General features: G+C 69.8%; 27 protein-coding genes and 1 other RNA gene. 22 read left to right on the top strand and 6 right to left on the bottom strand.

Annotated features, from left to right (window positions below):
• The first annotated feature begins 162 nt into the window (after positions 1-162).
• The 6 genes from ACFHVL_RS15660 (at position 163) to ACFHVL_RS15635 (ending at position 5,789) form a co-directional block, all read left to right on the top strand.
• On the top strand, positions 163-1,395 hold the full coding sequence (locus ACFHVL_RS15660; RefSeq protein WP_416628598.1) for a helix-turn-helix domain-containing protein: 1,233 nt from the start codon (positions 163-165) through the stop codon (positions 1,393-1,395).
• A 31-nt stretch (positions 1,396-1,426) separates the two neighbouring features.
• On the top strand, positions 1,427-1,981 hold the full coding sequence (locus tag ACFHVL_RS15655; protein ID WP_416628596.1) for a flavoprotein: 555 nt from the start codon (positions 1,427-1,429) through the stop codon (positions 1,979-1,981).
• Positions 1,982-2,024: 43 nt separating this feature from the next.
• A complete protein-coding gene (locus ACFHVL_RS15650) occupies positions 2,025-2,975 on the top strand; it encodes a Nif3-like dinuclear metal center hexameric protein (protein ID WP_416628594.1) in 951 nt (316 codons plus the stop codon).
• The gene (locus ACFHVL_RS15645; RefSeq protein WP_416628592.1) at positions 2,972-3,712 is read left to right on the top strand and encodes a zinc ribbon domain-containing protein; all 741 of its coding nucleotides are present in this window, start codon (positions 2,972-2,974) and stop codon (positions 3,710-3,712) included. Before ACFHVL_RS15650 ends, ACFHVL_RS15645 begins: the two co-directional genes overlap by 4 nt.
• Entirely contained in the window at positions 3,709-4,914 is a 1,206-nt protein-coding gene (locus ACFHVL_RS15640) for a bifunctional RNase H/acid phosphatase (RefSeq protein ID WP_416628591.1), read from the top strand. The genes ACFHVL_RS15645 and ACFHVL_RS15640 overlap by 4 nt, the downstream gene beginning before the upstream one ends.
• Positions 4,915-5,027: 113 nt before the next feature.
• Positions 5,028-5,789, top strand: coding sequence for a sulfite exporter TauE/SafE family protein (locus ACFHVL_RS15635; RefSeq protein WP_416628590.1), 762 nt, complete (start codon positions 5,028-5,030; stop codon positions 5,787-5,789).
• 133 nt (positions 5,790-5,922) lie between these two features.
• On the opposite strand, the gene ACFHVL_RS15630 is transcribed toward ACFHVL_RS15635, so the two are convergent.
• Entirely contained in the window at positions 5,923-6,705 is a 783-nt protein-coding gene (locus tag ACFHVL_RS15630; protein ID WP_416628589.1) for a phosphotransferase, read from the bottom strand.
• 63 nt (positions 6,706-6,768) lie between these two features.
• Entirely contained in the window at positions 6,769-6,960 is a 192-nt protein-coding gene (locus tag ACFHVL_RS15625; protein ID WP_416628588.1) for a hypothetical protein, read from the bottom strand.
• A gap of 100 nt (positions 6,961-7,060) precedes the next feature.
• Between ACFHVL_RS15625 and ACFHVL_RS15620 the strand changes: the two genes are divergently transcribed.
• The 3 genes from ACFHVL_RS15620 (at position 7,061) to ACFHVL_RS15610 (ending at position 11,073) form a co-directional block, all read left to right on the top strand.
• Entirely contained in the window at positions 7,061-7,669 is a 609-nt protein-coding gene (locus tag ACFHVL_RS15620) for a histidine phosphatase family protein (RefSeq protein WP_416628586.1), read from the top strand.
• A 33-nt stretch (positions 7,670-7,702) separates the two neighbouring features.
• An RNA gene (gene rnpB / locus ACFHVL_RS15615) (RNase P RNA component class A) lies at positions 7,703-8,120 on the top strand.
• A gap of 631 nt (positions 8,121-8,751) precedes the next feature.
• Entirely contained in the window at positions 8,752-11,073 is a 2,322-nt protein-coding gene (locus ACFHVL_RS15610) for a tetratricopeptide repeat protein (protein ID WP_416628584.1), read from the top strand.
• A 272-nt stretch (positions 11,074-11,345) separates the two neighbouring features.
• Here ACFHVL_RS15610 and ACFHVL_RS15605 read toward each other — a convergent pair whose 3' ends face one another.
• Positions 11,346-11,690 (bottom strand): hypothetical protein, encoded by a 345-nt coding sequence (locus ACFHVL_RS15605; protein ID WP_416628582.1) that lies wholly within the window; start codon positions 11,688-11,690, stop codon positions 11,346-11,348.
• Positions 11,691-12,117: 427 nt separating this feature from the next.
• Here ACFHVL_RS15605 and ACFHVL_RS15600 point away from each other — a divergent pair, with 427 nt between their 5' ends.
• Positions 12,118-12,729, top strand: a complete 612-nt coding sequence (locus ACFHVL_RS15600) for an XRE family transcriptional regulator (protein ID WP_416628581.1) — start codon at positions 12,118-12,120, stop codon at positions 12,727-12,729.
• Between the two features lie 81 nt (positions 12,730-12,810).
• On the opposite strand, the gene ACFHVL_RS15595 is transcribed toward ACFHVL_RS15600, so the two are convergent.
• Both ACFHVL_RS15595 and ACFHVL_RS15590 read right to left on the bottom strand, forming a co-directional pair.
• Positions 12,811-13,497 (bottom strand): HAD family hydrolase, encoded by a 687-nt coding sequence (locus ACFHVL_RS15595; RefSeq protein ID WP_416628580.1) that lies wholly within the window; start codon positions 13,495-13,497, stop codon positions 12,811-12,813.
• A complete protein-coding gene (locus ACFHVL_RS15590; protein WP_416628579.1) occupies positions 13,494-14,336 on the bottom strand; it encodes a GntR family transcriptional regulator in 843 nt (280 codons plus the stop codon). Before ACFHVL_RS15590 ends, ACFHVL_RS15595 begins: the two co-directional genes overlap by 4 nt.
• Before the next feature lie 138 nt (positions 14,337-14,474).
• On the opposite strand from ACFHVL_RS15590, the gene ACFHVL_RS15585 reads away from it, so the two are divergent.
• The 12 genes from ACFHVL_RS15585 to ACFHVL_RS15530 all read left to right on the top strand — a co-directional run bounded on the left by ACFHVL_RS15585 (position 14,475) and on the right by ACFHVL_RS15530 (position 23,899).
• Entirely contained in the window at positions 14,475-14,894 is a 420-nt protein-coding gene (locus ACFHVL_RS15585; RefSeq protein ID WP_416628578.1) for a transcriptional regulator, read from the top strand.
• A gap of 101 nt (positions 14,895-14,995) precedes the next feature.
• A complete protein-coding gene (locus ACFHVL_RS15580; RefSeq protein ID WP_416628577.1) occupies positions 14,996-15,235 on the top strand; it encodes a hypothetical protein in 240 nt (79 codons plus the stop codon).
• Positions 15,235-16,899: an FtsK/SpoIIIE domain-containing protein gene (locus ACFHVL_RS15575; protein ID WP_416628575.1), complete on the top strand. Its 1,665-nt coding sequence runs from the start codon at positions 15,235-15,237 to the stop codon at positions 16,897-16,899. The genes ACFHVL_RS15580 and ACFHVL_RS15575 overlap by 1 nt, the downstream gene beginning before the upstream one ends.
• Positions 16,896-17,171 (top strand): hypothetical protein, encoded by a 276-nt coding sequence (locus ACFHVL_RS15570; RefSeq protein WP_416628574.1) that lies wholly within the window; start codon positions 16,896-16,898, stop codon positions 17,169-17,171. The genes ACFHVL_RS15575 and ACFHVL_RS15570 overlap by 4 nt, the downstream gene beginning before the upstream one ends.
• Before the next feature lie 6 nt (positions 17,172-17,177).
• Positions 17,178-17,390 carry a hypothetical protein gene (locus ACFHVL_RS15565; protein WP_416628573.1) on the top strand — a complete coding sequence of 71 codons (213 nt, stop codon included), beginning with the start codon at positions 17,178-17,180 and terminating at the stop codon, positions 17,388-17,390.
• Positions 17,387-17,992 (top strand): DUF2637 domain-containing protein, encoded by a 606-nt coding sequence (locus tag ACFHVL_RS15560; protein WP_416628571.1) that lies wholly within the window; start codon positions 17,387-17,389, stop codon positions 17,990-17,992. The genes ACFHVL_RS15565 and ACFHVL_RS15560 overlap by 4 nt, the downstream gene beginning before the upstream one ends.
• Positions 17,989-19,755: a replication initiator gene (locus ACFHVL_RS15555; RefSeq protein WP_416628570.1), complete on the top strand. Its 1,767-nt coding sequence runs from the start codon at positions 17,989-17,991 to the stop codon at positions 19,753-19,755. Before ACFHVL_RS15560 ends, ACFHVL_RS15555 begins: the two co-directional genes overlap by 4 nt.
• On the top strand, positions 19,755-19,955 hold the full coding sequence (locus tag ACFHVL_RS15550) for a helix-turn-helix domain-containing protein (RefSeq protein ID WP_416628569.1): 201 nt from the start codon (positions 19,755-19,757) through the stop codon (positions 19,953-19,955). The genes ACFHVL_RS15555 and ACFHVL_RS15550 overlap by 1 nt, the downstream gene beginning before the upstream one ends.
• A 2-nt stretch (positions 19,956-19,957) precedes the next feature.
• Complete coding sequence (locus ACFHVL_RS15545) at positions 19,958-21,217, top strand: tyrosine-type recombinase/integrase (RefSeq protein WP_416628568.1); 1,260 nt, start codon at positions 19,958-19,960, stop codon at positions 21,215-21,217.
• 176 nt (positions 21,218-21,393) lie between these two features.
• A complete protein-coding gene (locus ACFHVL_RS15540) occupies positions 21,394-21,549 on the top strand; it encodes a hypothetical protein (protein WP_416556353.1) in 156 nt (51 codons plus the stop codon).
• Between the two features lie 442 nt (positions 21,550-21,991).
• Positions 21,992-23,404, top strand: coding sequence for a cellulose binding domain-containing protein (locus ACFHVL_RS15535; protein ID WP_416628567.1), 1,413 nt, complete (start codon positions 21,992-21,994; stop codon positions 23,402-23,404).
• A gap of 108 nt (positions 23,405-23,512) precedes the next feature.
• On the top strand, positions 23,513-23,899 hold the full coding sequence (locus ACFHVL_RS15530; RefSeq protein WP_416628566.1) for an NUDIX domain-containing protein: 387 nt from the start codon (positions 23,513-23,515) through the stop codon (positions 23,897-23,899).
• A 41-nt stretch (positions 23,900-23,940) separates the two neighbouring features.
• On the opposite strand, the gene ACFHVL_RS15525 is transcribed toward ACFHVL_RS15530, so the two are convergent.
• Positions 23,941-24,645 (bottom strand): dienelactone hydrolase family protein, encoded by a 705-nt coding sequence (locus tag ACFHVL_RS15525; protein ID WP_416628565.1) that lies wholly within the window; start codon positions 24,643-24,645, stop codon positions 23,941-23,943.
• Positions 24,646-24,723: the final 78 nt, after the last annotated feature.

Genomic DNA, 24,723 nt, shown 5'->3' with positions numbered 1-24,723 from the left:
CTTTGCAACTTGCATCGAAAACTACGAGCATCTGTGATGGACCTAACGCACTGGCTGTGCGATGAGTACAGCCGGTGGTCCTGGCGTTCGGGGGGATGCCGCTTTGACCAGCACAAATGCCGGCACCGGGGGCGCCGGGCACCGCGAAGGGGGAACACGAGCGTGGACGAGTTACCGATCGGCCGACGGGTCGCCTACTGGCGCGGACGCCGAAAAATGTCGCAGCAGGTCTTCGCCGACCGGCTCGGAAAATCCAAGAGCTGGGTGGACAAGGTCGAACGGGGGGTGCGGCGGCTCGACAAGTTCTCGGTGATCCACGAGATCGCCGACGTCCTGCGGATCGACGTGCAGTTACTGCTAGGTAAGGATCCGGAGCGTCGGCCGGAGAGCGTCACCTGCATCGACCAGGTGGAGGTGGAGGAGATCCGGGCGGCGCTGGAACGCTACGACTCGATCAGCACGTTCTTCCAGCCAATCGGAAACCCGCCGCAGCTCGCCGAGATGCACAAGGCCACCAACCATGCCTGGCTGACCTTCCAACACGCCAAGTACGGGGTGTTGGCCCGGGCACTGCCCCGGTTGCTGCGCGAGGCGCAGGCCGCCGACACCCACTACTCGGCCGGCGACGAGGCCCCGCAGGCCGCCAGCCTGCTCGGCCAGCTCTATCAGATCGCCTCGTCGACGCTGCGCAAGCTCGGCGAACACGACCTCGCCTGGCTGGCCGCCGACCGGTCGATCGCGGTGTCACACCGCGCCGGGAACCCCCTGCTGACCGGGGTCGCGACCTGCCGGGTCGGCAACGCCCTGCTCGCCCTCGGCCGGTCCCGCGCCGCCCTGGAAGTGAACGTGAATATCGCCAACCGGTTGGCGCCGGGCGACGACCAGAGCAGCACCCCACAGCAGCTGTCGGTGTACGGGCTGCTGCTGCTGCAGGGGGCGATGGCCGCCGCCCGCATTGGCGACAGCGCCACCGTACGGGACCTGCTCAACGGCGCGGAGGAGGCGGCGCGGGCCATCGGCGAGGACCGTAACCACTACTGGACCTGTTTCGGTCCGACCAACGTCCAGCTGCACCGTGCCGCCGCGGCGGTTGAGCTGGGCGACGGCCGGGCAGCGGTGGAAGTCCACCGGGTGATCATCGAAGAGTCGAGTTTCAACGCGCTGCTGCCGGAGCGGCGGGCCCACCACCTGCTCGACATCGCCCGGGGCTACGTCCAGCTCGGCGAACTGGACAAGGCCACCGAGATGCTGCTGGAAGGCGACCGGCTGGCACCGGCGGAGATCCGCTGCCGGCCGATCGCCCACGAGGTCATGTCCGACGTACTGCGCCGGACCAGGGGCACCCCCTCGGCGCCGGTCGCCGAACTGGCCGAACACATGGGCGTGAGCGCGTGACCAGACGACCTGACGACGCGGCGGTGACGGTGTGAACCCGGCCGGTGCCCGGATCCTCTACGTGATCGCCTGCGGCAGCCCAGCCTCCCGACGCGTCGGGAGGCTGGTCACGCTCGCCCAGCAACGGCACTGGTCGGTCTGCGTGGTGGTCACTCCGGACGGACGGAAGTTCGTCGACGTACCGGGACTGGCCGCGCAGACCGGCCACCCGGTGCGGGCCGACTACAAGAACCCCGGCGACCCGGACGTGCTGCCCCCCGCCGACGCGATGATCGTCGCCCCGGCCACCGCCAACACGATCAACAAGTGGGCGGCCGGCATCACCGACACCCTCGCCCTCGGCCTGGTCGTCGAAGCGCAGGGCAAAGGCCTGCCGATCGTCACCCTGCCGTTCACCAACACCGCGCTCGCCGGGCATCCGGCCTTCCGGGAGAGCGTCGCCCGGCTGCGCGGTTGGGGCGTACGGGTCCTGTTCGGCGACGAGGTGCTGCCGCTGCAACCGCCCGGCGGCGGCGAGCAGATCATCGACCAGATCCCCTGGCACCTCACCCTCGACGCGCTCGACGAGGAGACCGTCCTCGGCTGAACCTCGCAAAGGTGTGGCGGGCGGGTGGGTAAGCTGGGCCGCCGTGGACACAACTGCATCATCACCGGTACGGGTAGCCGACGTGATCGCCGCCGTCGAGCGTCGCTACCCGCCCGCGTGGGCCGAGCAGTGGGACCGGGTCGGGCTGATCCTCGGCGAGCCGGACGCGTCCGTACGCCGGGTGTGGTGCGTGGTCGACGTCGTACCCGAGACGGCGACCGAGGCGGTCGACGCCGGCGCCGACATGATCATCGCGCACCATCCGTTGCTGATGCGCGGGGTGTCGTCGCTCGCCCCGACCACGTACAAGGGGCGGATCGTCCACCAGCTGATCAGGGCAGGCGTGGCGCTGTACGCGGCACACACCAACGCCGACGTGGCCAACCCGGGTGTCTCCGATGCGCTCGCCGCCCGGCTCGGGCTCACCGACCTGCGCCCCCTGGTGCCGGCCCTGCCCGGCACCCCGGCGGCCGCGGTCGCCGGCCAGGGTTCCGGCCGGATCGGCACCCTACCGCAGCCACTGACCCTCGCCGAGTTGACCCGGCACCTCGCCGGGGTACTGCCCGCCACCGCATGGGGGGTGCGGGCCGCCGGTGACCCCAAACGCGCCATCAGCACCGTGGCGGTCTGCGGCGGTGCCGGCGACTCGTTCCTCGACGTCGCCACCGCCGCCGGGGTCGACGCCTACCTCACGTCCGACCTGCGCCACCACCCGGTCAGCGAGCAGGCCGCCGGCTCCGGCCCGGCGCTCATCGACGCCGCCCACTGGGCCACCGAACGGCCCTGGCTCGACGACCTCGCCGGGTTCCTCACCACCGAACTGGCGGTGGAGGCCACCGCCTCGGACCTCGATACTGATCCCTGGACGCTGCACGTGCCGTCCACCGGCCGCCCGATCGTGCCCGCGCACGCCGCCGTCACCCACCCCGCGTCCACCGCAGCACCCACTGCGCCGACGTACGCCGCACCCACCCATGAGGAGCACCGCCCGTGAAGGCAGACCCGCAGGCCCAGCGTCGCCTGCTCGACCTGCAGGCGATCGACACCACGCTCGCCCAACTCGCCCACCGCCGGCGCACCCTGCCCGAGCACGCCCAGCTGGACACGTTGGCCCGGGAGTTGTCTGCGCTGGAGGACGAGCGGGTCCGCGCCCAGGTCGCCGTCGACGACCTGGACCGGGACATCGCCCGGCTGGAACGCGACATCGAGCAGGTCCGGGCCCGCAAGGACAAGGACCAGGCCCGGCTCACCGCCGGCTCCGGCCCGGCCCGTGAACTGGAGGCGCTGCAGCACGAGATGACGTCGTTGACCCGCCGGCAGACCGACCTGGAAGACGCCGAGTTGGAGCTGATGGAGCAGCGGGAGACCGCTCAGAGCACCCTCGACGAGGTGACCGGCCGGATCGAGAGCACCCGGGCGCGCCGCGTCGAGGTCGAAGCCGCCAGGGAGAAGACGCTGGCCGAGATCGCCAGCGAGGAGAAGTTCAAGTCGTCGGCCCGTACGCCGCTCGCCAACGACCTGCCCGCCGACCTGATCGCGCTCTACGACAAGGTCCGGGAGAACTCCGGCGGGCTGGCCGCCGCCCTGCTGCGCGGCGGCCGCTGTGGCGGCTGCCGCATCGACTTCTCCGCGACCGAACGCAACCGGATCAAGGCCGCTGACCCGGCCGAGGTGCTCCGCTGCGAGGAGTGCCGCCGGATCATGGTGCGCACCGCCGAGTCGGGCCTGTGAGCGCCGCGAAGAAGGTCATCGTCGAAGCCGACGGTGGCGCCCGGGGCAACCCCGGTCCGGCCGGGTACGGGGCGGTGGTGCTCGACGCCGGCACCGGGGCGGTGCTCGCCGAGCGGGCTGAGTCGATCGGTGTCGCCACCAACAACGTCGCCGAGTACCAGGGCCTGATCGCCGGGCTGCGCGCCGCCAGCGAGATCGGCGCCACCGCGGTCGACGTACGGATGGATTCGAAACTGGTCGTCGAGCAGATGACCGGCCGCTGGCAGATCAAGAACCCGGGGCTGCGGCCGCTCGCCGCGCAGGCCGCCAAGCTGGTCCGCGAATTCGACACGGTCAGCTTCGGCTGGATCCCCCGGGAGAAGAACAAACGCGCCGACGCGCTGGCCAACCAGGCGATGGACCGGGCCGCCGGCAAACCGGCCACGAGTGCTGCGGCGACCCGGGCCGTCGCTCCGGTTTCGCCGGCCGCCGGCCCGGTCTCGCCAGCGCCCGGCCCACTTCCGTCCATGTTCGACACCGGCGCGGTCGGCGCCGCGCCGGCCGCCTCCTGGGAGCCGCCGACCACCGCCACCGCGACCCGGCTGATCCTGGTCCGCCACGGCGAGACCGGGATGAACAAGCAGAGCCGCTACTCCGGCCGGGGCGACGTGCCGATGTCCGAGCAGGGTGCGGAGCAGGCCGTTGCCGCCGCCGCCCGGATCGCGGGCATCGGGGCCACCGTCGACGTGATCGTCTGCTCGCCGTTGGCGCGCTGCGTCGCCACCGCGCAGGCGATCGCCGCGCAGGCCGGCGACCCGCCGGTCCGACCCGACGGCGACCTGATCGAGTGCGACTTCGGTGAGTGGGAGGGGCGAACCTTCGCCGAGGTGCGGGAGCGTTGGCCGGCCGAGTTGACCGCATGGCTGGGCTCGACCGAGCTGGCTCCACCGGGCGGGGAGTCGTTCGCCCAGGTGGCGGGGCGGGTCCGTCGCTCGGTGCGGGGGCTGCTCACCGCGTACCGGGGGAAGACGGTGGTGGTGGTCTCGCACGTCTCCCCGCTGAAGATCATGCTGCGGGACGCGTTGGGCGCCGGGGACACGCTGCTGCACCGGCTCTACCTGGATCCGACCGGCATCTCGGTGATCGACACCTGGCCGGACGGCGGGGTCGCGGTGCGGACCGTGAACGACACCGCCCACCTCGCCGGCATCGCCACCCCCTGACCCCTCCTGCACCCCCTCTATCCGCGACGATCTTGCGATTATCGAGAGCATTCGTCCAAATTGTCCCTCGATAAGCGCAAGATCGCCGCGATCTTGGCGCTAGGCTCCGACGGGTGGACATCCCCGAGCTGGGCCTGCTCGTCGCGGCAGGGCTGGCGGCGGGCACCGTCAACGCCGCCGCCGGCGGTGGATCGCTGATCACCTTTCCGGCCCTGATCGCCATCGGACTGCCACCGGTCACCGCGAACGTCACCAACGCGATCGCAGTCTGCCCCGGCTACCTGGCGAGCACCGTCGGCAGCCGGGACGACCTGCCCCGCCGGCGCCGAATCTGGCGCCTCGTGCCGACCGCCATCGTCGGAGCGGTCCTCGGCTGCGTCCTGCTGCTGGTCACCCCACCCCGGGCCTTCGAGCTGATCGTGCCGTTCCTGGTGATCAGCGCGGCGGCCGTGCTCGGCTTCCAGAACCAGCTGCGGCGCATCGTCGGCGAACCCCGCGACCTGCCACCGCGCCGCGAACAATGGTCCGTGCAGGCGATGACCTTCTTCTGCTCCGCGTACGGCGGCTACTTCGGCGCGGCGCTGGGGGTGATGCTGGTCGCCGGCCTGGCCCTGGTGCTCGACGAAGCCCTCAACGGGGTCGTCGCGCTGAAGAACCTGCTCTCGGCGGCGGTCGGGGTGACCACGGTCGCCGTGTTCGCCATCTTCGGCCCGGTCAACTGGGCCGCGGCCGCCGTCGTCGCCCCGGCCACCATCGTCGGCGGCTACGTCGGCGCACGGGTGGTGCGCCGACTCCCGCCGACCGTGCTGCGCTTCGGGATCGTCATCTTCGGCGTCGGCATCGGCGTACTGCTGCTCGTGCGCGCCCTGCGCTGAGTGGGTCGACCCCACCGGTCGGGACGCTTCTGCTCTGCGGCCACGAAGGCCACCATCCTGTCGAGCCCGGACGGCCGCCGTCGCTGTGGCAACCAGCGAGGGCATCGGAAGCGATCCCGGGGCGGCGGCGCGCTCAGCCGACGTCGGGCTCGGTCAGCTCGGCCAGCCACTCGGCGGGCGCGTCGCGCACGTCGTCGTCGAGCGGCGACGCCGCGCGGTCCAGCGCCCGCCGCCACGACAGCGCCCGGCTGATCCGGGTCACCCGGCAGGCCAGGGTCGCGCTGCGGCGCAGCGCCGCGCCGTCGCCCGGCCAACCCGACAGGTACGCGTCACGCAGCCGCGACAGCCACGGGTCACCAGGCGCCAGCCCGAACCCGTACGACGCCGACGACAACGTCACCAGCAGCGTCCCGAACGGGTGCGCGACGCTCGCGTCACCCCAGTCGAAGAAGCGGTACGGCGCGGTCGCGTCGTCACCGGTCACGAAGACATTGCCGTCGTGCAGGTCGTCGTGCTGCAGCGATACGGGCATCCCATCGGCGGCCAACTCGGCACACCAACGGGCCACGTCCGGCGTCGTCGCGGTGACCGCGGCCACCCGGTCGGGGCCGAGGCCGGTCCGTACCGACGGATCGTCGAGCAGGTCGGCCAGCAGCGTCGGCAGCCGGTCCGGCCGCTGATCCGGTACGCCGAGCGCCACCATCTCCTCGGCTCGCGGTGCCAGGGCACGCTGCAGGTCGGCGTACTGCTCCAGCAGCGCGACCCAGTGCGGCAGCTCGGCGTCGGCGTCGCGTGGCGCATCCGCGCCGCCCCGCCGCTGCTCGAGGGCGTCACGCAGGGTGGCACCCGCGTCGGCGGTGAGCAGCCAGCCGCGTACGGGATGCGTGGCCAGCGGGCAGAGGACCGCGTCCGGCACCCAGCCGGCGAGGCCGACGGCGAGCGGAGCCTCGTAACGGCAGCCGAACGTGTTCGCCTTGAATCAGTGCCATCCGGCGGTGCTGGGCGCGCGGTAGGTCACTGACCAGGGGCGTACCCGTTGCTGCTCGACCGGGCCGACGACCGGCGTGCCACCTGCGGCGAGCTGCTCGCCGATCCACCGCCGTACGCCGTCGCGCCAGACCGGGTCCGTCCAGTTGTTGCCGTCGATGATCGACTCGTCTGCGGTCAGCACCGCGTGATGGTAGCGGCGGTTTGCCGGGCGGGACACGCCATTTTCCGGCGTACGGCTGCTCGACCGGGAGCTGGTAGGTGGTGACCTGGATGATGGTCGGATGGCGCGAACAGTGGTGTACCTGGTGCGGCACGGCGAGCAGCGCGACGACCGGCATGGTCCGGACGCAGGTCTGTCGGAGCTGGGCCGGCGGCAGGCGCGCCGACTCGGTGCCCGGTTGCGTGCGGTGCCGTTCGACGCCGTCCACCACGGACCGGCGGCGCGTGCGGCGCAGACCGCCGAGGAGGTCTCCGCCTTTCTGCCGGGGGTCCCGGTGCACGAGTGTCGGTTCGCCGCCGACGTGACGCCGGTACCAACTCCCGGGCGTGCCGACCAGGCGGTGCCGCAGCGGTACGCCGATTTCCTCGACGCGGTCCCGGAACTGGAGCGCGACCCGGGGGCGGTACGGGTCCAGGCAGCGGTGAACCACTGGGGGCGGGTCGGCGACGTCGACCGGTACGAGCTGGTGGTGACGCACAACTTCGTGATCGGCTGGTTCGTTCGCCATGCGCTGGACGCGCCGTTCTGGCGATGGCTCGGGCTCAACCAGCTCAACTGCGGGTTGACCATCGTGCAGTGGCGTGCCGATGCTGCGCCGACCTTGGTGAGCTTCAACGACATCGGCCACCTGCCGCTGGACGATCGCGGCCAGCCTGTCGCTCGGCGGTGATCGAGGGCTGCGTACGATTGGTACTCGGACGGACGAGTCGACCGGGCGGCCGCGTCAGCGGGGGATACGTCCCCTGTTGCCGAGGAACGTCCGGACTCCACAGGGCGGGGTGGTTGTTAACGGCAACCCGGGGTGACCCGCGGGAAAGTGCCACAGAAAACAGACCGCCGGGCGGTGACACGCCCGGTAAGGGTGAAACGGTGGGGTAAGAGCCCACCAGCATCCCGGGTGACCGGGATGGCTCGGTAAACCCCACCCGGAGCAAGGCCAAAAGGGTAGGTGTCGCGAGACACCGACCTGCGCAGGCGTTCGAGGGCTGCCCGCCCGAGCCTGCGGGTAGGCCGCTGGAGCCTGCCGGCAACGGTAGGCCGAGATGGATGGCCGCCCCCGCTGCGCATCCGGGCAACCGGCGCGTACGGGACAGAATCCGGCGTACAGGTCGACTCGTCCGTCCCACCCCAGATCAGTACGCCGATCAAGGCGCTGAGCTGCGCGGACTCCCCGTCGTCGATGGTCGTTCATGGTCAACTTTGGTCGTCATCTGACGCCCTGGAGACGCCCTGACGCCCTGGAGACGCCCTGATCTTGGACAGTCCGGGCGGTGCCGGCGGCGGCCGGGGACGCATCCCCCGCGCGGTACGGACTCGGCGCGATCGGTGTCGGTGGCAAGCCAGTCCGGGTTGTGGACTGGCGCGGCAGCCGGAAGCCCCGACCACGACGGCGGCCAACCCCGCCGGCTTCCGGACCGCCCTGCCGCCGTCGACCACGCCGAAGGCGGGGACTCGAACCCCTAACCCGCGTCTGGGCTGCGGATCGGGTCGAACCGCGCACGTCGGCGCGCTGACCTGCGGCCGGCCTCTCGCAGCCGCTTCGGCTCTCGTTTGTACTGGCGTTGTCGTAGTTGATCTTCGTAGGTCGGCCTGCCGCTGTTGGACTGGCCCCGACAGCGACGACGTGATCCCGACTCGGTGAGTTCGGTGATTGTGCTTGTCGTCGATGATGGTGGCGTGGCTCGGGTGTTTCCTCGTCGGTGGCGGCGGCGAACGGTGGTGTTCGCGTCCTTGGCTGTCGCCTGTGGCCTGGTGGCAGTGTTTGCTTGGTGGAACCCGTGGGGGTGGGGGCTGCCCCGGTTCGGCTGGGCGGGTACGGAACAGGCTGGCTGGATCGCGGGGATTGCCAGCGGCGTGCTGTCGTTGATGACCTTGGTTGACGGGTTCATGGCGCGGCGCGCCAAGCCCGGTCCACCGTCGGTGCTGGTGGGCGCGGCGGAGCGTGTCGGGCGGGTCCCGGAGCGGGCGGCGTGGTTTCAGGACCGGCCCGTGGGCGTGGTTCTGGCGCGTGCGGCGAAAGCGGGCCGGACGGCGGTGTTGACGCAGGTGTTGTCAGGGATGGGTGGGGTGGGAAAGACCCAGTTGGCGGCGGAGTTCGCGCGCCGGTTGGAGCGGGGTCGGGAGGTGGATGTGGTGGTGTGGGTTACGGCGTCGAGTCGTGACGCGATCGTCGCCCGCTATGCCGAAGCTGCCCGCGCAGTGGGTGCCGCTCTGGCCGGGGATGGGGACGATGAGGCGGCCGCTAGCCGGTTCGTGTCGTGGTTGGAGCGCACCTCGAAGCGGTGGCTGGTTGTATTGGACAACCTTGACAGCCCCGGTGATGCGGCGGACTGGTGGCCGCCGAACAATCGCAATGGTCGGACGGTGGTGACGACCCGTCGCCGTGATCCGGTGCTGGATACGGACGGCCGCGTCTTGGTCGACGTTGACGTGTTCAGTTTGGGGGACGCTGTCGCCTACCTACGTGATGCGATCGGTGCCGGTAATGACCGGGATGACGATCTGACGGCGTTGGCCGCTGAGTTGGGGTGTCTGCCGTTGGCGTTGGCGCAAGCGGCCGCGTTCATCCGAGACCGGGGTATCGATCCTGCCGGCTACCGGACACGACTCGCTGACCGGCGGAAGAAGTTGGCTGATCTTGTCCCGCCTGATGACGCTCTACCGGATGGGCACCGGGCGACGGTCGCCGTCACCTGGTCGTTGTCGATCGACGTGGCGGACGGTCATCCGCCGGCCGGGCTGGCCAGGTATGTGCTGAATCTCGCCGCCGTGCTGGACCCTAACGGCATCCCCGAGGCCGTATTCACCACCGGTGCGGCCGTCGTGTATCTCGCGGACCGCAGCGGACGGGAAGTGGCCGTGGACGAGGTGCGGGACGCGCTGCGCAACCTACACCGGTTGAGTTTGTTCACTCACGACCCGCAATCCGGTTTGGTCCGTGTCCACGCCCTGGTGCAGCGGGTCACCCTCGACCCCCTCCACCCGGTCCACCTCGCCGCCGTTGCCCGGACCGCCGCTGACGCTCTTCTGGCTATCTGGCCGACCATCGACCGTGACCACGACACGACTCAGACCTTGCGGGCCAACGCCGTCGCTCTACGGACGGCCAGCGGTGATGCACTCCTGCAGCCCGATGCTCATGCGTTGCTGTTTCGCAGCCTCCGCAGCCTCGGGGAAACCGGACAAGTCGGGGCTGCGGCTACCGCCCTCGAGGAGTTGCTCGCCGATGTGCGGCGGGTGCTGGGACCCGACCACCCCGACACTCTGACCGCCCGCAGCAACCTCGCCCACTGGCGGGGTGAAGCTGGTGACCCGGCCGGCGCGGCCACCGCCCTCGAGGAGCTGCTCGCCGATGCGCTGCGGGTGCAGGGACCCGACCACCCCGACACTCTGACCACCCGCAACAACCTCGCCCACTGGCGGGGTGAAGCTGGTGACCCGGCCGGCGCGGCCACCGCCCTCGAGGAGCTGCTTACCGATCGGCTGCGAGTGCAGGGACCCGACCACCCCCACACTCTGGCCACCCGCAGCAACCTCGCCTCCTGGCGGGGTGAAGCTGGTGACCCGGCCGGCGCGGCCACCGCGTTCGAGGAGCTGCTTACCGATCGGCTGCGGGTGCTGGGACCCGACCACCCCGACACTCTGGCCACCCGCAACAACCTTGCCGGCTGGCGGGGTGAAGCTGGTGACCCGGCCGGCGCGGCCACCGCGTTCGAGGAGCTGCTTACCGATGTGCTGCGGGTGCTGGGACCCGACCACCCCGACACTCTGACCATCCGCAACAACCTCGCCCGTTGGCGGGGCGAAGCTGGTGACCCGGCCGGCGCGGTCACCGCGTTCGAGGAGCTGCTTACCGATCGGCTGCGGGTGCTGGGACCCGACCACCCCCACACTCTGATCACCCGTAGCGACCTTGCCGGCTGGCGGGGTGGAGCTGGTGACCCGGCCGGCGCGGTCACCGCGTTCGAGGAGCTGCTCGCCGATGTGCTGCGGGTGCTGGGACCCGACCACCCCGACACTCTGGCCACCCGTAGCAACCTCGCCCACTGGCGACGACAGAGCAGCGTCGGCTGAGTCGCCCCAACCGCGCCACCCGTCCTTGAGTCGGAGCGCTCGCGGGAGGCTTCAACTAAATGGGCGCGGCGCGGCGGGCGGCTGGCCGGCGTGACGGTGGACTTCCGCCCCGGCCGCGTAGCGGTCCGGGGCGGCTTGCCGCCGGGCGGTGTTCCGCCCGCGCGCCGCGCTGGGCGCGGCGTCTTGATCCAATACAGAACTATTCGGCAACTCGCGAGGGCTGGGCGAGGGCTGGGCGTGTGAGCTGCCGCCTCCGTCTGTCCAGGACTCTGCTACCTGGCGCAGGGTGCTTCGTGGGCGTTGAGTTGTTCGCAGCGGGTGCCGTCGGGGCGTTGGAGGTTGCAGATGACGCGGTGGTGCTGCTCCTGGTCGCCCTCGATGGTGACGGTGGTTTCGGGGTAGTCGAGTCCGCGTAGGTAGGTGCGGAAGTCGGCGAGGGTGACGGCGATGGTGTGGGCCATCTCGATGGCGGCGGTGAGGTCGCGTGCGTGGATGGGGATGTGGATGACGTAGCGGGGGTGTTCGTCGGTGTCGGCGAGGGTGGTTGGTCGGGGTGGGGGTACGGGGGTGAAGTAGTCGGCTGATGGTAGGTCGGTGGGGTGCTGGCCGTTGGTCATGGTCGGGAACCTCCGGTGGGCGCGGGTGTGGAGAGGGCCGGTCGGGGCCGGGTTGGGCGGGGGGTCCTGTCCCCGGTCCCCGACCGGTGTGGTGTCGTGCTCACCTGCCGGCGCGGCTATGACGGGCTGCACGCCGGCAGGGGTTTTCGCGCGACTGGGGTAGTGAATAGGGATTGGTGTGTCGTCGCATCCACGGGGTTGGACTGGTGGGGGACGTCTTCGTATTCTGCGAAACGTCGGGGGACGGGGTTGAAACGTCCTGCTGGTTGTCCGTCTAATAGTGGGTATGAATGAACGTCTCCGGACGGTGATGGTTCGTCGTGGTGTTCCGGTGGAGGATCTTGCGGCTGAGTGTGAGGTGGATCCGAAGACGGTGGAGCGGTGGATCAGTTCGGGACGTGTTCCGCATCGACGGCATCGGTGGGTCGTGGCGCGTCGGTTGGGTGCGGAGGAGGCGTATCTGTGGCCACAGATCGCGGAAGCGAATGATCGTCGTCCGGAGGCGTCGCGGGCGGAGTTGATCGAGGTGTTTCCGGATCGGGCGTCGGTGCCTCGTGATGTGTGGTTACGGCTGTTGGGTGAGGCACGGGAACGGGTTGACGTGCTGGTGTTGGCGGGCGCTTTTCTGTCGCAGGTGCAGCCGCGTATCGGGCGGGTGTTGGCGGACCGGGCGGGTGCGGGTGTGCGGGTGCGGTTGTGTTTCGCTGACCCGTCCGGTGCGGCGGTGGCGGTGCGGGATCGTGAGGATTGCCTGGTAGGGACGTTGGGTGCGATCGTCCGTAGCTCGTTGACGCACTACCGGGGCCTGGTCGGGGTGGAGGGCTGCGAGGTGCGGTTGCATGCGGTGACGCATCACGTGAGTGTGCTGCGGTTCGATGATGAGGTGGTGGTGACCCCGCACGTGTTCGGGGAGTCGGGGAACGCGAGTCCGACGTTTCATTTCCGCCGGGTGCAGGGCGGGAACCTGTTCGACCACTATGTGGCGGGGTTTGATCGGGTGTGGGATTCGGCGTCGCCGTGGTCGGGTGAGGTCGGCTGATCTCGTAGCGGCATGGAATGAGTGACGCCCCGGTTTCCGCGTAGTGCGGTCCGGGGCGTCGGTGTGCCGGGTTGTTGGTGGCTAGAGTTCGTCGGGGTGGAGGGCGGTGACGATTTCGGCCATGCTGCCGATGATGGCGTCGGCTTTGGTGAGGCTGTGGTACTTGCGGGGTTTGTTGGCGTAGCCGATGGTGGCCACGCCGACGGCTTGGGCGGCTTCGATGTCGGTGGGTGAGTCGCCAATGAGTACGCATTCCTCGGGGTGGGTGTGAAGTTCGCGGATGGCGGCAAGCACCGGTGCCGGGTTCGGTTTCATGCCGGCGGGGTCGGCGTGGGGGCGGCCGATGACGGGGTGGATGTAGGCGGCGAGGCGTCGTGCAATCAGGTACTGAGTGACGGCGTCGGCGCTGTTGTTGGACACGATCGCGATGCCGCGTCGGGCGTGGTGGGCGGCCACGATGACTTCCCGTGCGTACGGCGTGGGTTCGGCGACGGCGACGGCGTCCACCTCGGCGGCCCGTAGCGCGTCGTCGACCCGGCGGACGATGGCGGGCCGGTTCAGGGCGGCTGTCCAGCGCAGCACGGCGAGTGGATCGGGTTCGTCGAGCAGGTCCGGAGGGATGGTGACGCCCTGGTCGACGAGCAGCCGGCGCAGAGTTGCGGCCACCTGAGGCGCGGGGTGGTTGGCGAAGACCTTGCAGACGGGTCCGTCGAAGTCGAGCAGCAGGAACCGGGCGCGGTCGATGACGGCGGCGAGTTCGGCGTTCATGACGTGTACTCGCGGGCGATGGTGGTCCACATGCTGTTGAACCAGGCTCCGGCCTGCTGCACGTACAGGCCGTCGTGGGATGCGTCGTCGTCGCTGGGGGTGAACGGGAACAGGATCGCGTCCTTACCCATGGCGTCGTAGATGGCCAGGGGCTGGCCGTCGACGCTGACGGTGTGCTCAACGACGGGGTAGAAGCCGAAGAACGCTTCCTCGTCGTTGATGACGAACAGCTTGAACAGCGGTGCCGCGCCGTGGACGCGTACCTCGGTGGTGGCGACCTTGACCAGGTCGAGATCGGCCAGCTCCTGGACGGCGTCAACGATGGCGTGGATCGACCGGTTCGTGATGCGGGCGGACCGGGCGCGGATGCGGGGGTCGTCGGCGCGGTCCTCGGCCCGGCACGGGATCGCCATCGGGGCGTTCATGTCGGAGATCAGGATGCGGATGCGGATCGACTCCGGGGTGAGCCGGCCGATGCGGACCTTGTCCAACGTCTCCTGGATGGCGTTGTAGAGGGTTTCACCGGAGAAGCCGGCGAAGTCGATGGCCACGTGGGTGGCCTCGAAGGCGCGTTCGATGTGCGGGCGTAGACCCACGGGGCGTTCGGTGTTGGCGCGCACGAACGTGCCGCTGCCCTGACGGGTGACGATCAGCCGCTCGTCCTGGAGCTTGCGCAGGGCGGCTTTGATCGTCTCGCGGGCCACGGAGAAGCGGTCGACCAGGTCGTTTTGGCTGGGCAGTTTCTCGCCGGGGGCGAACTTGCCGGTCTTGATCTCCGCGCGCAGGGCGGCGGCGATCTGCTGTGACGGGGTGCGTGGGTCGTCGGGGTCTAGTGCCATGCCCCGGACCATACCTGTTGACTAGCCAGGCTAGATATCCTGTGTCCAAGTGTTGACATGGCTAGCCAAGTCGGCCTACCTTTGATCCACGGCACCTGGCTAGTCAAGCCGGCCAGGTCTACGAGTGGAGGTAGAGCGGTGGCTCTGCGAGGCGGAACGAGGTTCTCGGTCCGGTGTTCGGACGTGTTCCCGGCGGGGTGCGCGTTGGTGCCCGAGTCGTTGGGTGAGGTCGAGGACTACGACGAGAAGACGGGTCGGCGGTCGCCGGCGAAGGACAAGCTGACGGGTCAGCGGGTGTGGCAGGTCCGGGTGATGGACCTGGACCCGGAGTTGGGCAAGCGGTCGCGGGAGACGACGGTGAAGATCTCGGCGGACTACCAGCCGGTTCCGCCGACGGGTGTTCCGTTCGAGGCGGTGGAGTTCGACGACATGACGGTCACGCCGTACGTGGCCAGCAACGGGCGGATGGCGTACTCGCTGCGGGCGTCGGGGATGCGCGCCCCGGCCGGCGTCGCCTCCAACGGCACCGGTAAGGCGCGGGCGGCTACGGGTTCGTAGTTCCTGGTTCGGGGTGGGGCTGTCTGGTCTTGGCGGACGGCAGCCCCACCCCTGGTGTCTTCCCCTCTTCCTCTTCTTCTCAGATTCGGTGAGGTTCCGACGTGTCCCAGGTTAAGCGCGTCCAGGATCGGGCGCGGATCCGCTGTGCCGACTGCAAGAACATGTTCACCCCCGCCCCGGCCGACGTGGTCCAGGGCGACACCGACGACGCCACCAGCGCCGCGACGGTTGGCGGGGATGCGGCCCGGTGTGGGCTGTGCGCCGGTCAGCTGGTGTTGCCGTTCCCAAGGTTGCGCGACGCTCGCGGCCGTTTCCTCCCGGTCGTTGGGGGTGGCCGGTGATGGGGCGTCCTCGTGGTGAGGTCGTCACCACCGTCTCCGGTGACCTGCTCGTGGTCCGTCCCCGTCGGCTGCGGCTGCCCTGGTGGGCGGTCCTCCTCGGGCTGCTGGCCCGCTGGACGGGTCGGGGACTGTGGTGGTGCCTCAAGCACCCGCGCATCCTCACCATCTCGGTGATCACGGTCGCCGTGTACCTCGACTACGGCATTGCCGGGCTGGTGACCCCGGTTGTCCTGGCGGGGTTGGGGTCGGCGGTGTGGCGGTGGCGGCACGAACCGTCCTGGTGGGCGTGGTGCGGCGGCCCGCTGCTCGGCCGGTGGCGGCACACCGTCGTCTATCGGCGGGTGTGGCGGGAAGCAATGACCCTGTGCGACCTGTCCCGGGTCTACCAACACCAGACCGTGTTACCGCAGCTCCTTGGCGTGCACTGTGACCAGGCGTTGGACGTGCTGTCGGTGCGGATGCTGCGCGGGCAGACCCCCGCCGACTTCCAACGCGCGACCGAGCAGCTGGCGTACGCGTTCGGCCGCCGGCATGCCCGCGTCTACACCGAACGCCCCGATGAGTTGCCGACCCGTGACGGCGGCTGGGTGGGGTGGCTGCTGCGCCGGGTCGATGCCTACCGGTTCCGTGACCGGCCCGACGTCGTCTACGTGGTCCTGGTCCGCACCGATGCATTGCGTAGGACGGTTCCGCCGTTCCCGGTGCCGACGGTGCCGGACTTCACCGCGCTCCCGCTGGCCGCGTGGGAAGACCTGCGGACCTGGCACCTCCACTTGTTGGCGACGCATGTGCTGATCGGTGGGGCGACCCGGCGCGGGAAGGGCTCCGTCCTCTGGTCGTTGGTCCGGTCGTTGGCGGGTGGGGTGGCGTCGGGGCTGGTGCGGTTGTGGGTGATCGACCCCAAGGGCGGGATGGAATTCGCGTTCGGTCGGCCGATGTTCGCCCGGTTCGCCTCCACCTCCTTCGACGCCATGGCCGACCTGTTGGACGAAGCGGTCGCGGTGCTGCGGGAGCGGCAGGCACGCCTTGCCGGCTCGGTCCGGGTCCATACACCCACCGTCGATGACCCGCTGGTCGTGGTGGTGATCGACGAGATGGCGGCGCTGACCGCGTATCTGCAGGACGTCGACCTGCGTAAGCGCATCGCCTCCTCGTTGGGGCTGCTGCTGTCGCAGGGTGCCGGCGTCGGCGTGCTGGTCGTGGCGGCGTTGCAGGACCCGCGTAAGGAGGTGCTGCCGTTCCGGGACCTGTTCCCCACTCGGATCGCGCTCGGTCTGACCGAGGCGTCGCAGGTCGACATGGTGTTGGGTGACGGCGCACGCAACCGGGGCGCGTTGGCGGATCAGATGCCGTCCTGGGCCAAGGGCGTCGGCTACGTCCTCCTCGATGGCACCCCCGACCTGGTCCGGGTCCGGTTCTCCTACCTCACCGACACCGACATTCAGACCATGGCGGCCGAGTACGCGGCTCCGGTGGCCGCTGCGGACATCCTCGCCCAGGTCGGCCGGGAAACCGCCCCCGAACCGGAGCCGTCCCCGGCGACGCCTCGGCGGGTTCCGTTGCCGCGTAAGCCCTCCGGGCCGCTTCTGCCTGACTCGCTCCTCAACATCCTCCGGCACGACCAGGGCGACACCGACACCACCGGCGGGGGTGGTTCCCGGTGAGCGAAACGCAGACGTTGACGTCGGGGCGGCGCTTCTACCGGCTACGGACCCCCACCCCCGACGGCGGACGCGGAACAGCCGTCTCCGTCCGCGTGGATACCGACCGCCCCGACCCCTACCCGCTGTATGTCGCCATCGGTGGCGGCCGACGCCGGGTCTACCTGACTCCCGGTGAGGCGTGGGCGCTGTGGCGCTGCCTGTCCGAAGCGGTCGCCTCCCTCGGCGACCCACCCGACCACATCCGCACCACCATCCACCCGACCGGGAGGTAACCCCCGATGCCATCCCTCAACCGATCCTCCTGGCTCCTGCTGCGGCTGCCGTGGCTGGCCCGACTCCTGCACCGGCCGATCCGCATCACCGCGACCGGCCCCGCCGATCAACTCGCCGCGCTCCTCTCCGGGCTCCGCACGTACCTCAACCTTCGTGGCCGGCCAGGCATGCGGGTCCGCATCGATCTGACCATCACCGACGACAAGGACCACGCATGAGCTGGCAGCGTGCGGAAACCGTGCTGCGGCTGGTGATCCTGCTCGCCATCGGCTCGATGGCCGGCGCGGCGGCGTTCACCCACGTCCATGACCTGTCCGTCGCCCACGGCCAACCCCACTGGATCGGCTGGGCCAACGCCGTCGCCGTCGAACTCATGGCTATCTACCTCGGTCTGGAGATCCGGGCTCGGCGTCGGGCGGGTCGACCGGTCGGGTTCGTCGCCGTCCTCCTCGTCGGCTTCGCACTGCTGTCGTTGGCCGCGCAGGTCGCCGAAGCGGAACCGTCCGTGTGGGGCTGGATCGTGGCGGCTGTCCCGTCGCTGGCGTTCCTGGCCCTGGTCAAAGTCGTGCTGTCCAGCGCACCCGCTGTCCCGGCTGGTCCGGCGGCGTCGACGACGGCAGCCAACACGGCTGATCGGATGCGCGTCGACCAGGCGGACGCCGTCGACCAGGTCCCGACCGACGACACCGACCCGGAACCGGATCACGTCGAGCGGCCTGCGGTCGTCGAACCCGTGCGCGTCGCCGGTCACGCGTCGGTGCTGCCTCCGCTCGGGGTCGTCCAGCCGCGACGGGCTAACGGGATGGTGGTCGGCCGGTGACCGTACCCACCACCCTCCCTGGCCTGGAAGCATCCGCGACGGATCGGCCGGCGACTGTCGAGCCACAGCCTCGACCGGGCTCCCGTGCCGCGCGGATGGGCCTACCCCGCTCGGTCGATGTCCTGCGCGACGTCGCCACCGAATACGGGGTGTGTATCCGTCCGCTCGCGATGCGGCGGACCGATCTCGACACCGGTCGTACCGAGGTCATCGACCTGCCCTGCGGGGCAACCCGTGAAGACAAGTGCCCGCCGTGTGCGAAGCGGAACCGCCGACTGCGGCAGGCGCAGATCCGTGACGGCTGGCACCGCGACGACGAGCCGTTGCCGCCACCCGAACCGGCGTCGGAAGAGCAGAAAGCGCTGATCGTGCTGCGGGCGCACTTCGAGTTCGAACGAGACGCGGCCGTGCGGGAAGCCGACTGGCGACAGGTCACCGACCTCGACGACGCCATCACCGAAGTTGAAGACGCCATCACCGCCGAAGGACTACGCGGACGCGTCGCACCACCCCACACCACCGACGGGGACGGTGCCGACCAGGGCGACACATCGGCGGGGCAACGTCGGAAGCGGTCGACCAGGCGGCGCCAGGACGCACCGGAGCTACCCCGCCGACCGGTGGAGGCGCGCACCGTCGGCAAGACGTACACCGCACCCGACGGCAACACCTACCGGCCGTCGATGTGGCTCACGCTCACCCTCGACTCCTACGGACCCGTACGACCGGACGGCACCCCGGTCAACCCCGACCGCTACGACTACCGCCGGGCGGCCTGGGACGCGGTCCACTTCCCCCGACTCCTCGACCGGTTCTGGCAGAACCTGCGCCGCTGTGAAGGCTGGAACGTCCAGTACGCCGGATGCGTCGAGCCGCAACGACGTCTCGCGCCTCACGCGCACTTCGCGATCCGCGGCACCATCCCCCGGCAGACGCTGCGGACGGTGGCGGCGGCCACCTATCACCAGGTGTGGTGGCCATCGGTCGACGTCCAGCACTACGGCGGCGAGCACCTGCCCGTCTGGGACGTCGACCAGGCGGCGTGGGTCGACCCGCACACCCGCGAGCCGCTGACCGGCTGGGCGGACGCACTCGACGCGGTCGACGCCGACCCGGACGCCGACCCGGTCCACGTGGTCCGCTTCGGCAGCCAGGTCGACGCACGCGGCGTCATGCCCGGCACCACCGACGCGGAACGCACCATCCGCTACATCACGAAGTACATCACCAAACACGCCGCCGACTGCCACACCACCACCAGCGGCCGGCAACGCCAGCATCTCGAACGGTTCTGGCGACAGCTGCAGGTCACCCCGTGCACCGACCGGTGTGCGAACTGGCTCATCTACGGCGTCCAACCGAAGAACGCCTCAGCGAAGCTGCGGCCGGGACGCTGCCGGGGCAAGGTCCACCAACGGGCCACCCTCGGCATCGGCGGCCGACGCATCCTCATCTCCCGCGACTGGTCGGGCAAAACCCTGTCCGACCACAAACACGACGCACGCGCATGGGTCCGGGCACTACTCGGCGCAACGACCGACCTAGCCGGCGTCGACCAGCCCACCGGCACCGACGGCGCGGGCTCGGTGCGGCACGCGTGGGAACTGGCCCGGCCCGACGACCCGGACGTCACCCCACTCGGGCACCGGCTCCTGCGCTCCATCTCCGAACGGGCGCGCTGGCGCTCCCAACTCCTCGCCGCGAAGGACCGGGCGGCTCAGGAGACGAGGCACGACCTTTCGGCAACGGGGACGGCGGTGTGATGGGGGAGGGGCACAGGGTGGCGAAGCACGGGGAACTGTGGTCGGTCGAGGACGTCTCGGCGTTCCTGCGGGTGCCGGTGGAGACCTTGTACCGGTGGCGTAAGCACAAGTGCGGTCCGCCGGCTGCCCGGATCGGCCGGCATCTGCGGTACGACCCGGCGGACGTACGCGAGTGGTTCCGCTCGCAGGCGGCGGCGTAGCCGTGGCGCACATCGAAGATCGCTGGCACATGACGATCAAGCATCCCGGTGGCCGTACCGAGCGGGTCAAGTCGAAACTGTTCGGCAAGGGGCTGAGGTACCGCGTCCGCTACGTCGGCCCGGACGGGCGGGAGCGCAAGAAGTCGTTTCCCGACCGGGCGAAGCGCGAAGCTGAGGCGTTCCTGGTCTCGACCGAATCGGACAAGCTGCGCGGGGCGTACGTCGATCCGTCCGCCGGTCGGATCACGTTCCGGGAGTACGCCGAGGAGTGGTTGCGGACGCGATCGTTTGACGAGTCGACGCGGGAGAGCACTGAGATCCGGGTGCGCAAGCACATCTTGCCGTACTTCGGGCACCGGTCGTTGGCGTCGATCATGCCGGGGCACGTGCGGGCCTGGGATGCCAGCCTGGTCGGCAAGATCGCGGTCACGACCAGGGCGGTCGTCTTCGCGCACCTGCGTACCATCCTCGGCGCGGCGGTGGACGACGAGCGGATCGCCAAGAATCCGTGCTCGGCGCGCTCGGTCAAGGCACCTCGGCCCGCTGAGCGGCGGGTGGTTCCGTGGACCGCCGACCAGGTTTCGGCGATCCGGTCCGGTCTCGCGCCGCGTTACCGGCCGATGGTCAACCTCGGTGCCGGGTGTGGGCTGCGGCAGGGCGAGATCTTCGGCATCGGCGTCGATGATCTCGACCTGGATGCCGGCTGGGTGCATGTCGTACGCCAGGTCAAGCGGGTCCGGTCCCGGCTGGTGTTCGGCCTTCCGAAGAACGACCGGGATCGTCGGGTGCCGCTGTCGTCCTCGGCCGTCCGGGTGCTGCGGGAGCACCTGGCCGTCTTCAAGCCGGTCACGATCACCTTGCCGTGGGAAGACCCGTTCAAGGGCGACCCGGTGAGGGTGCCGCTGGTGTTCACCACGACGCGGGGCAACGCGCTGAACCGGGCGACGTTCGATGGCAAGAGCTGGCAGCCGGCGGTCGAAGCGGCGGGCATCGTGCCGACCAGGGCGACGGGGATGCACGCGCTACGGCACTTCTACGCCTCGGTTCTGCTCGACGCGGGGGAGAGCGTCAAGACGCTCGCGACGTACCTGGGCCACGCTGACCCCGGCTTCACGCTGCGGGTGTACACGCACCTGATGCCGGCCGGCGAGGAGCGGACCCGGCGGGCGATTGACGCACTGTTCGGTGACGACGCAGGGAAGGGCGACGGCGGGGATGACAACGACGGCGGGGACGTCTCGGATGACCCGGACGCCCTGTAGACGCCCTGAGAGGCCTTGTAGGGGATGTTCGTGCAGCTCAATGGGGGTGTGGGTGCGAGAATCCGGCGTACAGGTCGACTCGTCCGTCCCACCCCAGCTCACAGCCACGCGCGTACCGCCGGCTGCGTCAACAGGGCGGGCATCGACGTTCGCGCCAAGGTTCTATCGTCGGTGCCGTGTCCGACATCCTGCAGATCGGCTCCCTCGCCGTCCCCGTTGGTGCCCTCGTCGTCTACGCGGTCGGGTTCGTCGTCCTCTACTGGGTCATCCGCCTTGCTGTCCGGCACGCCATCCGAGACGCCGACCGGCGGCGGTCAGGTGACCGGCGGTAGCTCCGAGAGGTGGATCGGTCGGCCGGGCTGTTGCCCGAGTGGCTGGAGCTGCTTGACGCTCGACGCCGCCCCAGTTAATCTCGTTCATAGCTGAATATCTATGCACTGTGGAATCTGTGCTTCGTTGAGGGCATCCGTCGGCCGGTGACCGGGCCGCCGTTCCGACGGTTCACGGCCGTGTGTTCAGCGCTAACGGAACGGTGTGCGGCCGACCGCTTCCGGCTGACTTTCGGTGCCACAGGGCCGGGATCGCCAGCGCGTCCGAACGGCATGGGCACTGCCGACGGGTCTGCGTACCCCGGGAACTGGGTTCACCTGAGTCGGATTCCGCTGACTTCTGGCCGCGTCCACCGCAGGAGAAATCAGGAGGCACTTCGTGAAGAACGTTGGGACCAGCGTTTTCACAACAGGACGTTCACCAGGTACAACAACCGTGCTTGGTGTGGCTGTCACCCTCGCCGCTGTCGGGGCACTCGCCGTGTCCGGCATGTCGGCTGCCGCTGTTCAGGCTGCGGCCGACGAGCCTGCGGCATCAATGTTGGCAAGTTGCGATGACCGGCTGTTCGGCTGGGCGTCAGTGTCGGCGAACGGTGTCGCCACGACGACCGGCGGCGGCAACGCCGCCCCGCAGACGGTCACATCGCTTAGCGACCTACGGCGGTACGCCAACGACTCGACCCCACGCGTCCTGCGGATCTCCGGCACGATCAGCACTGGGTCGGCGGCCGTGGAGGTCGGCAGCAACAAGACCCTGATCGGCGCAGACGCGAACGCGACGATCCGTGGCGGCATCAACATCAACGGCGGTAGCAACATCATCATCCGCAACTTGAACGTGCAGGGTGGCGGCCAGGGCAGCAGCCCGGCCGACACGATCGCCGCACGCGGCGCCCACCACCTATGGTTCGACCACCTGAACCTGTGGGACGCCAGCGACGGGTTGCTGGACCTGACCCGAGGCGTCGACTACATGACGGTGTCCTGGGTCAAGTTCTGGTACACCAACAGTTCCCACTCGCACAGGCTGGCCAGCCTGGTGGGTGGAGGCTCGAACCACGGCGACACCGACAGCGGAAAGTTGAACGCCACCTATCACCACAACTGGTTCGCTGATCTGGTTGACCAGCGTGGACCACGGATGCTATTCGGCAAGGGCCACGTCTACAACAGCTACTACAATTCCCCCGGGAACGCGTACGCCATCGGCACTGGGTCGTACGCCTCCGTCCTCGTCGAGAACAACTACTTCAAGGACATACGGGACCCTCACCGGTTCCAGGACTCCAACCCCACTTATATTACCGCGCGGGGAAACGTCTACGACAACACCAGCGGACGGCGGGACACGGGTTCCCAGGGCAGTGGCGTTACTCCGTTCACCAACCCGCCGTACAGCTATTCGCTCGATGCCGCCAACGACGTACCTGGCATCGTCAGTGCCTGCGCAGGCCCGAGACTGTCCGGGACGATGCCGCCTCCGACTACTGCGCCTCCGACTACTGCGCCTCCGACTACTGCGCCTCCGACTACTGCGCCTCCGACTACCGCGCCTCCGCCCACCGGCGCCTGCAGCGCCTCCTACCAGACCACCAGTTCGTGGCCAGGTGGCTTCCAGGGCGAGGTGGTCGTGCGAGCGGGCAGCGCGGCAATCAACGGCTGGACTGTCCGTTGGACCCTCAGCGGCGGGCAGAGCATCAGTCAGCTGTGGAACGGTAATCTCAGCACCAGCGGCACCAGTGTCACCGTACGCAACGTGGACTACAACGGCGCACTTCCGGCCGGTGGGACCACGACATTCGGGTTCCTCGGCTCCGGTTCGCCGTCCTCGCCGTCCCTCACCTGCTCGAGCCCGTAGCGGCGGCATCGGCAGGAATACCACATCCTCGACGGTATGCAGTGTTGCTGGGCTAGGTGACCTCGGCCGTATTGCGGTCCGCGGCCCTGGCCCAGCAGCGCAGGATCCGTGCCGCCCGCCGTTCTGCTGGGCGGCGCTTCACCGGGTGGGATGGTGGAAGGCGACGAGTCGCCGTACGACGCGGTGGTTCGTGAGCTGGCGGAAGAGCTCGGCCTGACTATCACTCCCGGACGGTTGCTGGTCGTGGACTGGGTGCCGCCGCGCACCGGTCGCACCGAAGGTGTCATGTTCGTCTACGACGGCGGAGTCCTGGACACGGTGCAAACCGACGCGATTCGGCTGCCACCGCAGGAGCTGCGCAGCTGGGCGTGGTCGACCGTGGCCCAGGCGCAGTGGCGGCTGTCGCCGTTGCTGGCCCGCCGGGCCGCCGCCGCTGTCGAGGCGGCGACGGGCGGCGGGACCGTCTATCTTGAGGACGGCAGCCGGGTCTGCTGACCTTGAGCGGATTCGACGGATGCCAGAGCCGGCAGCGTTGGTCAGTGCGGCATGAGGTGATGGGTGAAGAACCGGACTGTGCTGTCCAGCTCGTGCTCCGGGAGCCGGTCGGCGTGCCGGCCCGGGTTGGCGTGCAACGTCTTCTCGGTCGAACCGAACGCGTCGAACAGGGCCAGGCTCTGCTCCCGGGGCACCCGTTCGTCGTCCCACTGGACCAGGAACTCGACCGGCACGGCGATGCGAGTCGCAGCCGCCAGTGTGGATGGGGCGGCGGCACCGCCGAGGCCGAGGACCGCCGCGCGCACGCGCGGTTCGGCGGCGACGAACGGTACGCCGAGCCCGCAGCCCAGCGAGATGCCCCAGTAGCCGATCGGTCCGCCGCCGAGGTGGTCGAGGACGGCCTGCCACTCCGGCACGGTCTGCTCGGCGACTAGGGCGAAGAAGTCGGCGAGCAGTGCGGCCAGGTCACCACCGGAGCTGGCAGCGGCCTGAATGTCGGTGGAGATGCGCTGGTAGCGCTCGTCGGTCGGCCGGTCGCCGTGGTTCGGCACGTCCATGCAGACGGCCGCGAAGCCGCTGGACACGAAGCGGTGGGCGCGGTGCAGGACGCCGGGAGCGGTCTTGTGCTGGCCGCCGCCGTGGCCGATGACGATCAGCGGCGGGCGGTCGGCGCCGCTGCCGGCTGAGGTCCAGAGCACAGCGGGTACGCCATCGACGGCGAAGTGTTCTTCCTGGATGGTGTGCATGCGCGTGCGCGCCTTTCGAGAGTCCCTGTGCGGGCGCTCCCTAGACCATGCGGGGGAGGGAGTCCCGACCTGTCGCAG

It is taken from the genome of Micromonospora sp. LOL_023 (assembly GCF_048060115.1).
GTDB lineage: Bacteria > Actinomycetota > Actinomycetes > Mycobacteriales > Micromonosporaceae > Micromonospora_E.
This window is presented reverse-complemented; position numbering and strand designations above follow the sequence as displayed.

Bases quoted from the DNA above. Each gene is read 5' to 3' on its own strand.
- ACFHVL_RS15620 (WP_416628586.1), top strand. From the start codon at position 7,061: ATGGCGCGAACAGTGGTGTACCTGGTGCGGCACGGCGAGCAGCGCGAC.
- ACFHVL_RS15605 (WP_416628582.1), bottom strand. From the start codon at position 11,690: ATGACCAACGGCCAGCACCCCACCGACCTACCATCAGCCGACTACTTC.
- ACFHVL_RS15595 (WP_416628580.1), bottom strand. From the start codon at position 13,497: ATGAACGCCGAACTCGCCGCCGTCATCGACCGCGCCCGGTTCCTGCTG.
- ACFHVL_RS15590 (WP_416628579.1), bottom strand. From the start codon at position 14,336: ATGGCACTAGACCCCGACGACCCACGCACCCCGTCACAGCAGATCGCC.
- ACFHVL_RS15575 (WP_416628575.1), top strand. From the start codon at position 15,235: ATGGGGCGTCCTCGTGGTGAGGTCGTCACCACCGTCTCCGGTGACCTG.
- ACFHVL_RS15565 (WP_416628573.1), top strand. From the start codon at position 17,178: ATGCCATCCCTCAACCGATCCTCCTGGCTCCTGCTGCGGCTGCCGTGG.
- ACFHVL_RS15560 (WP_416628571.1), top strand. From the start codon at position 17,387: ATGAGCTGGCAGCGTGCGGAAACCGTGCTGCGGCTGGTGATCCTGCTC.
- ACFHVL_RS15550 (WP_416628569.1), top strand. From the start codon at position 19,755: ATGGGGGAGGGGCACAGGGTGGCGAAGCACGGGGAACTGTGGTCGGTC.
- ACFHVL_RS15525 (WP_416628565.1), bottom strand. From the start codon at position 24,645: ATGCACACCATCCAGGAAGAACACTTCGCCGTCGATGGCGTACCCGCT.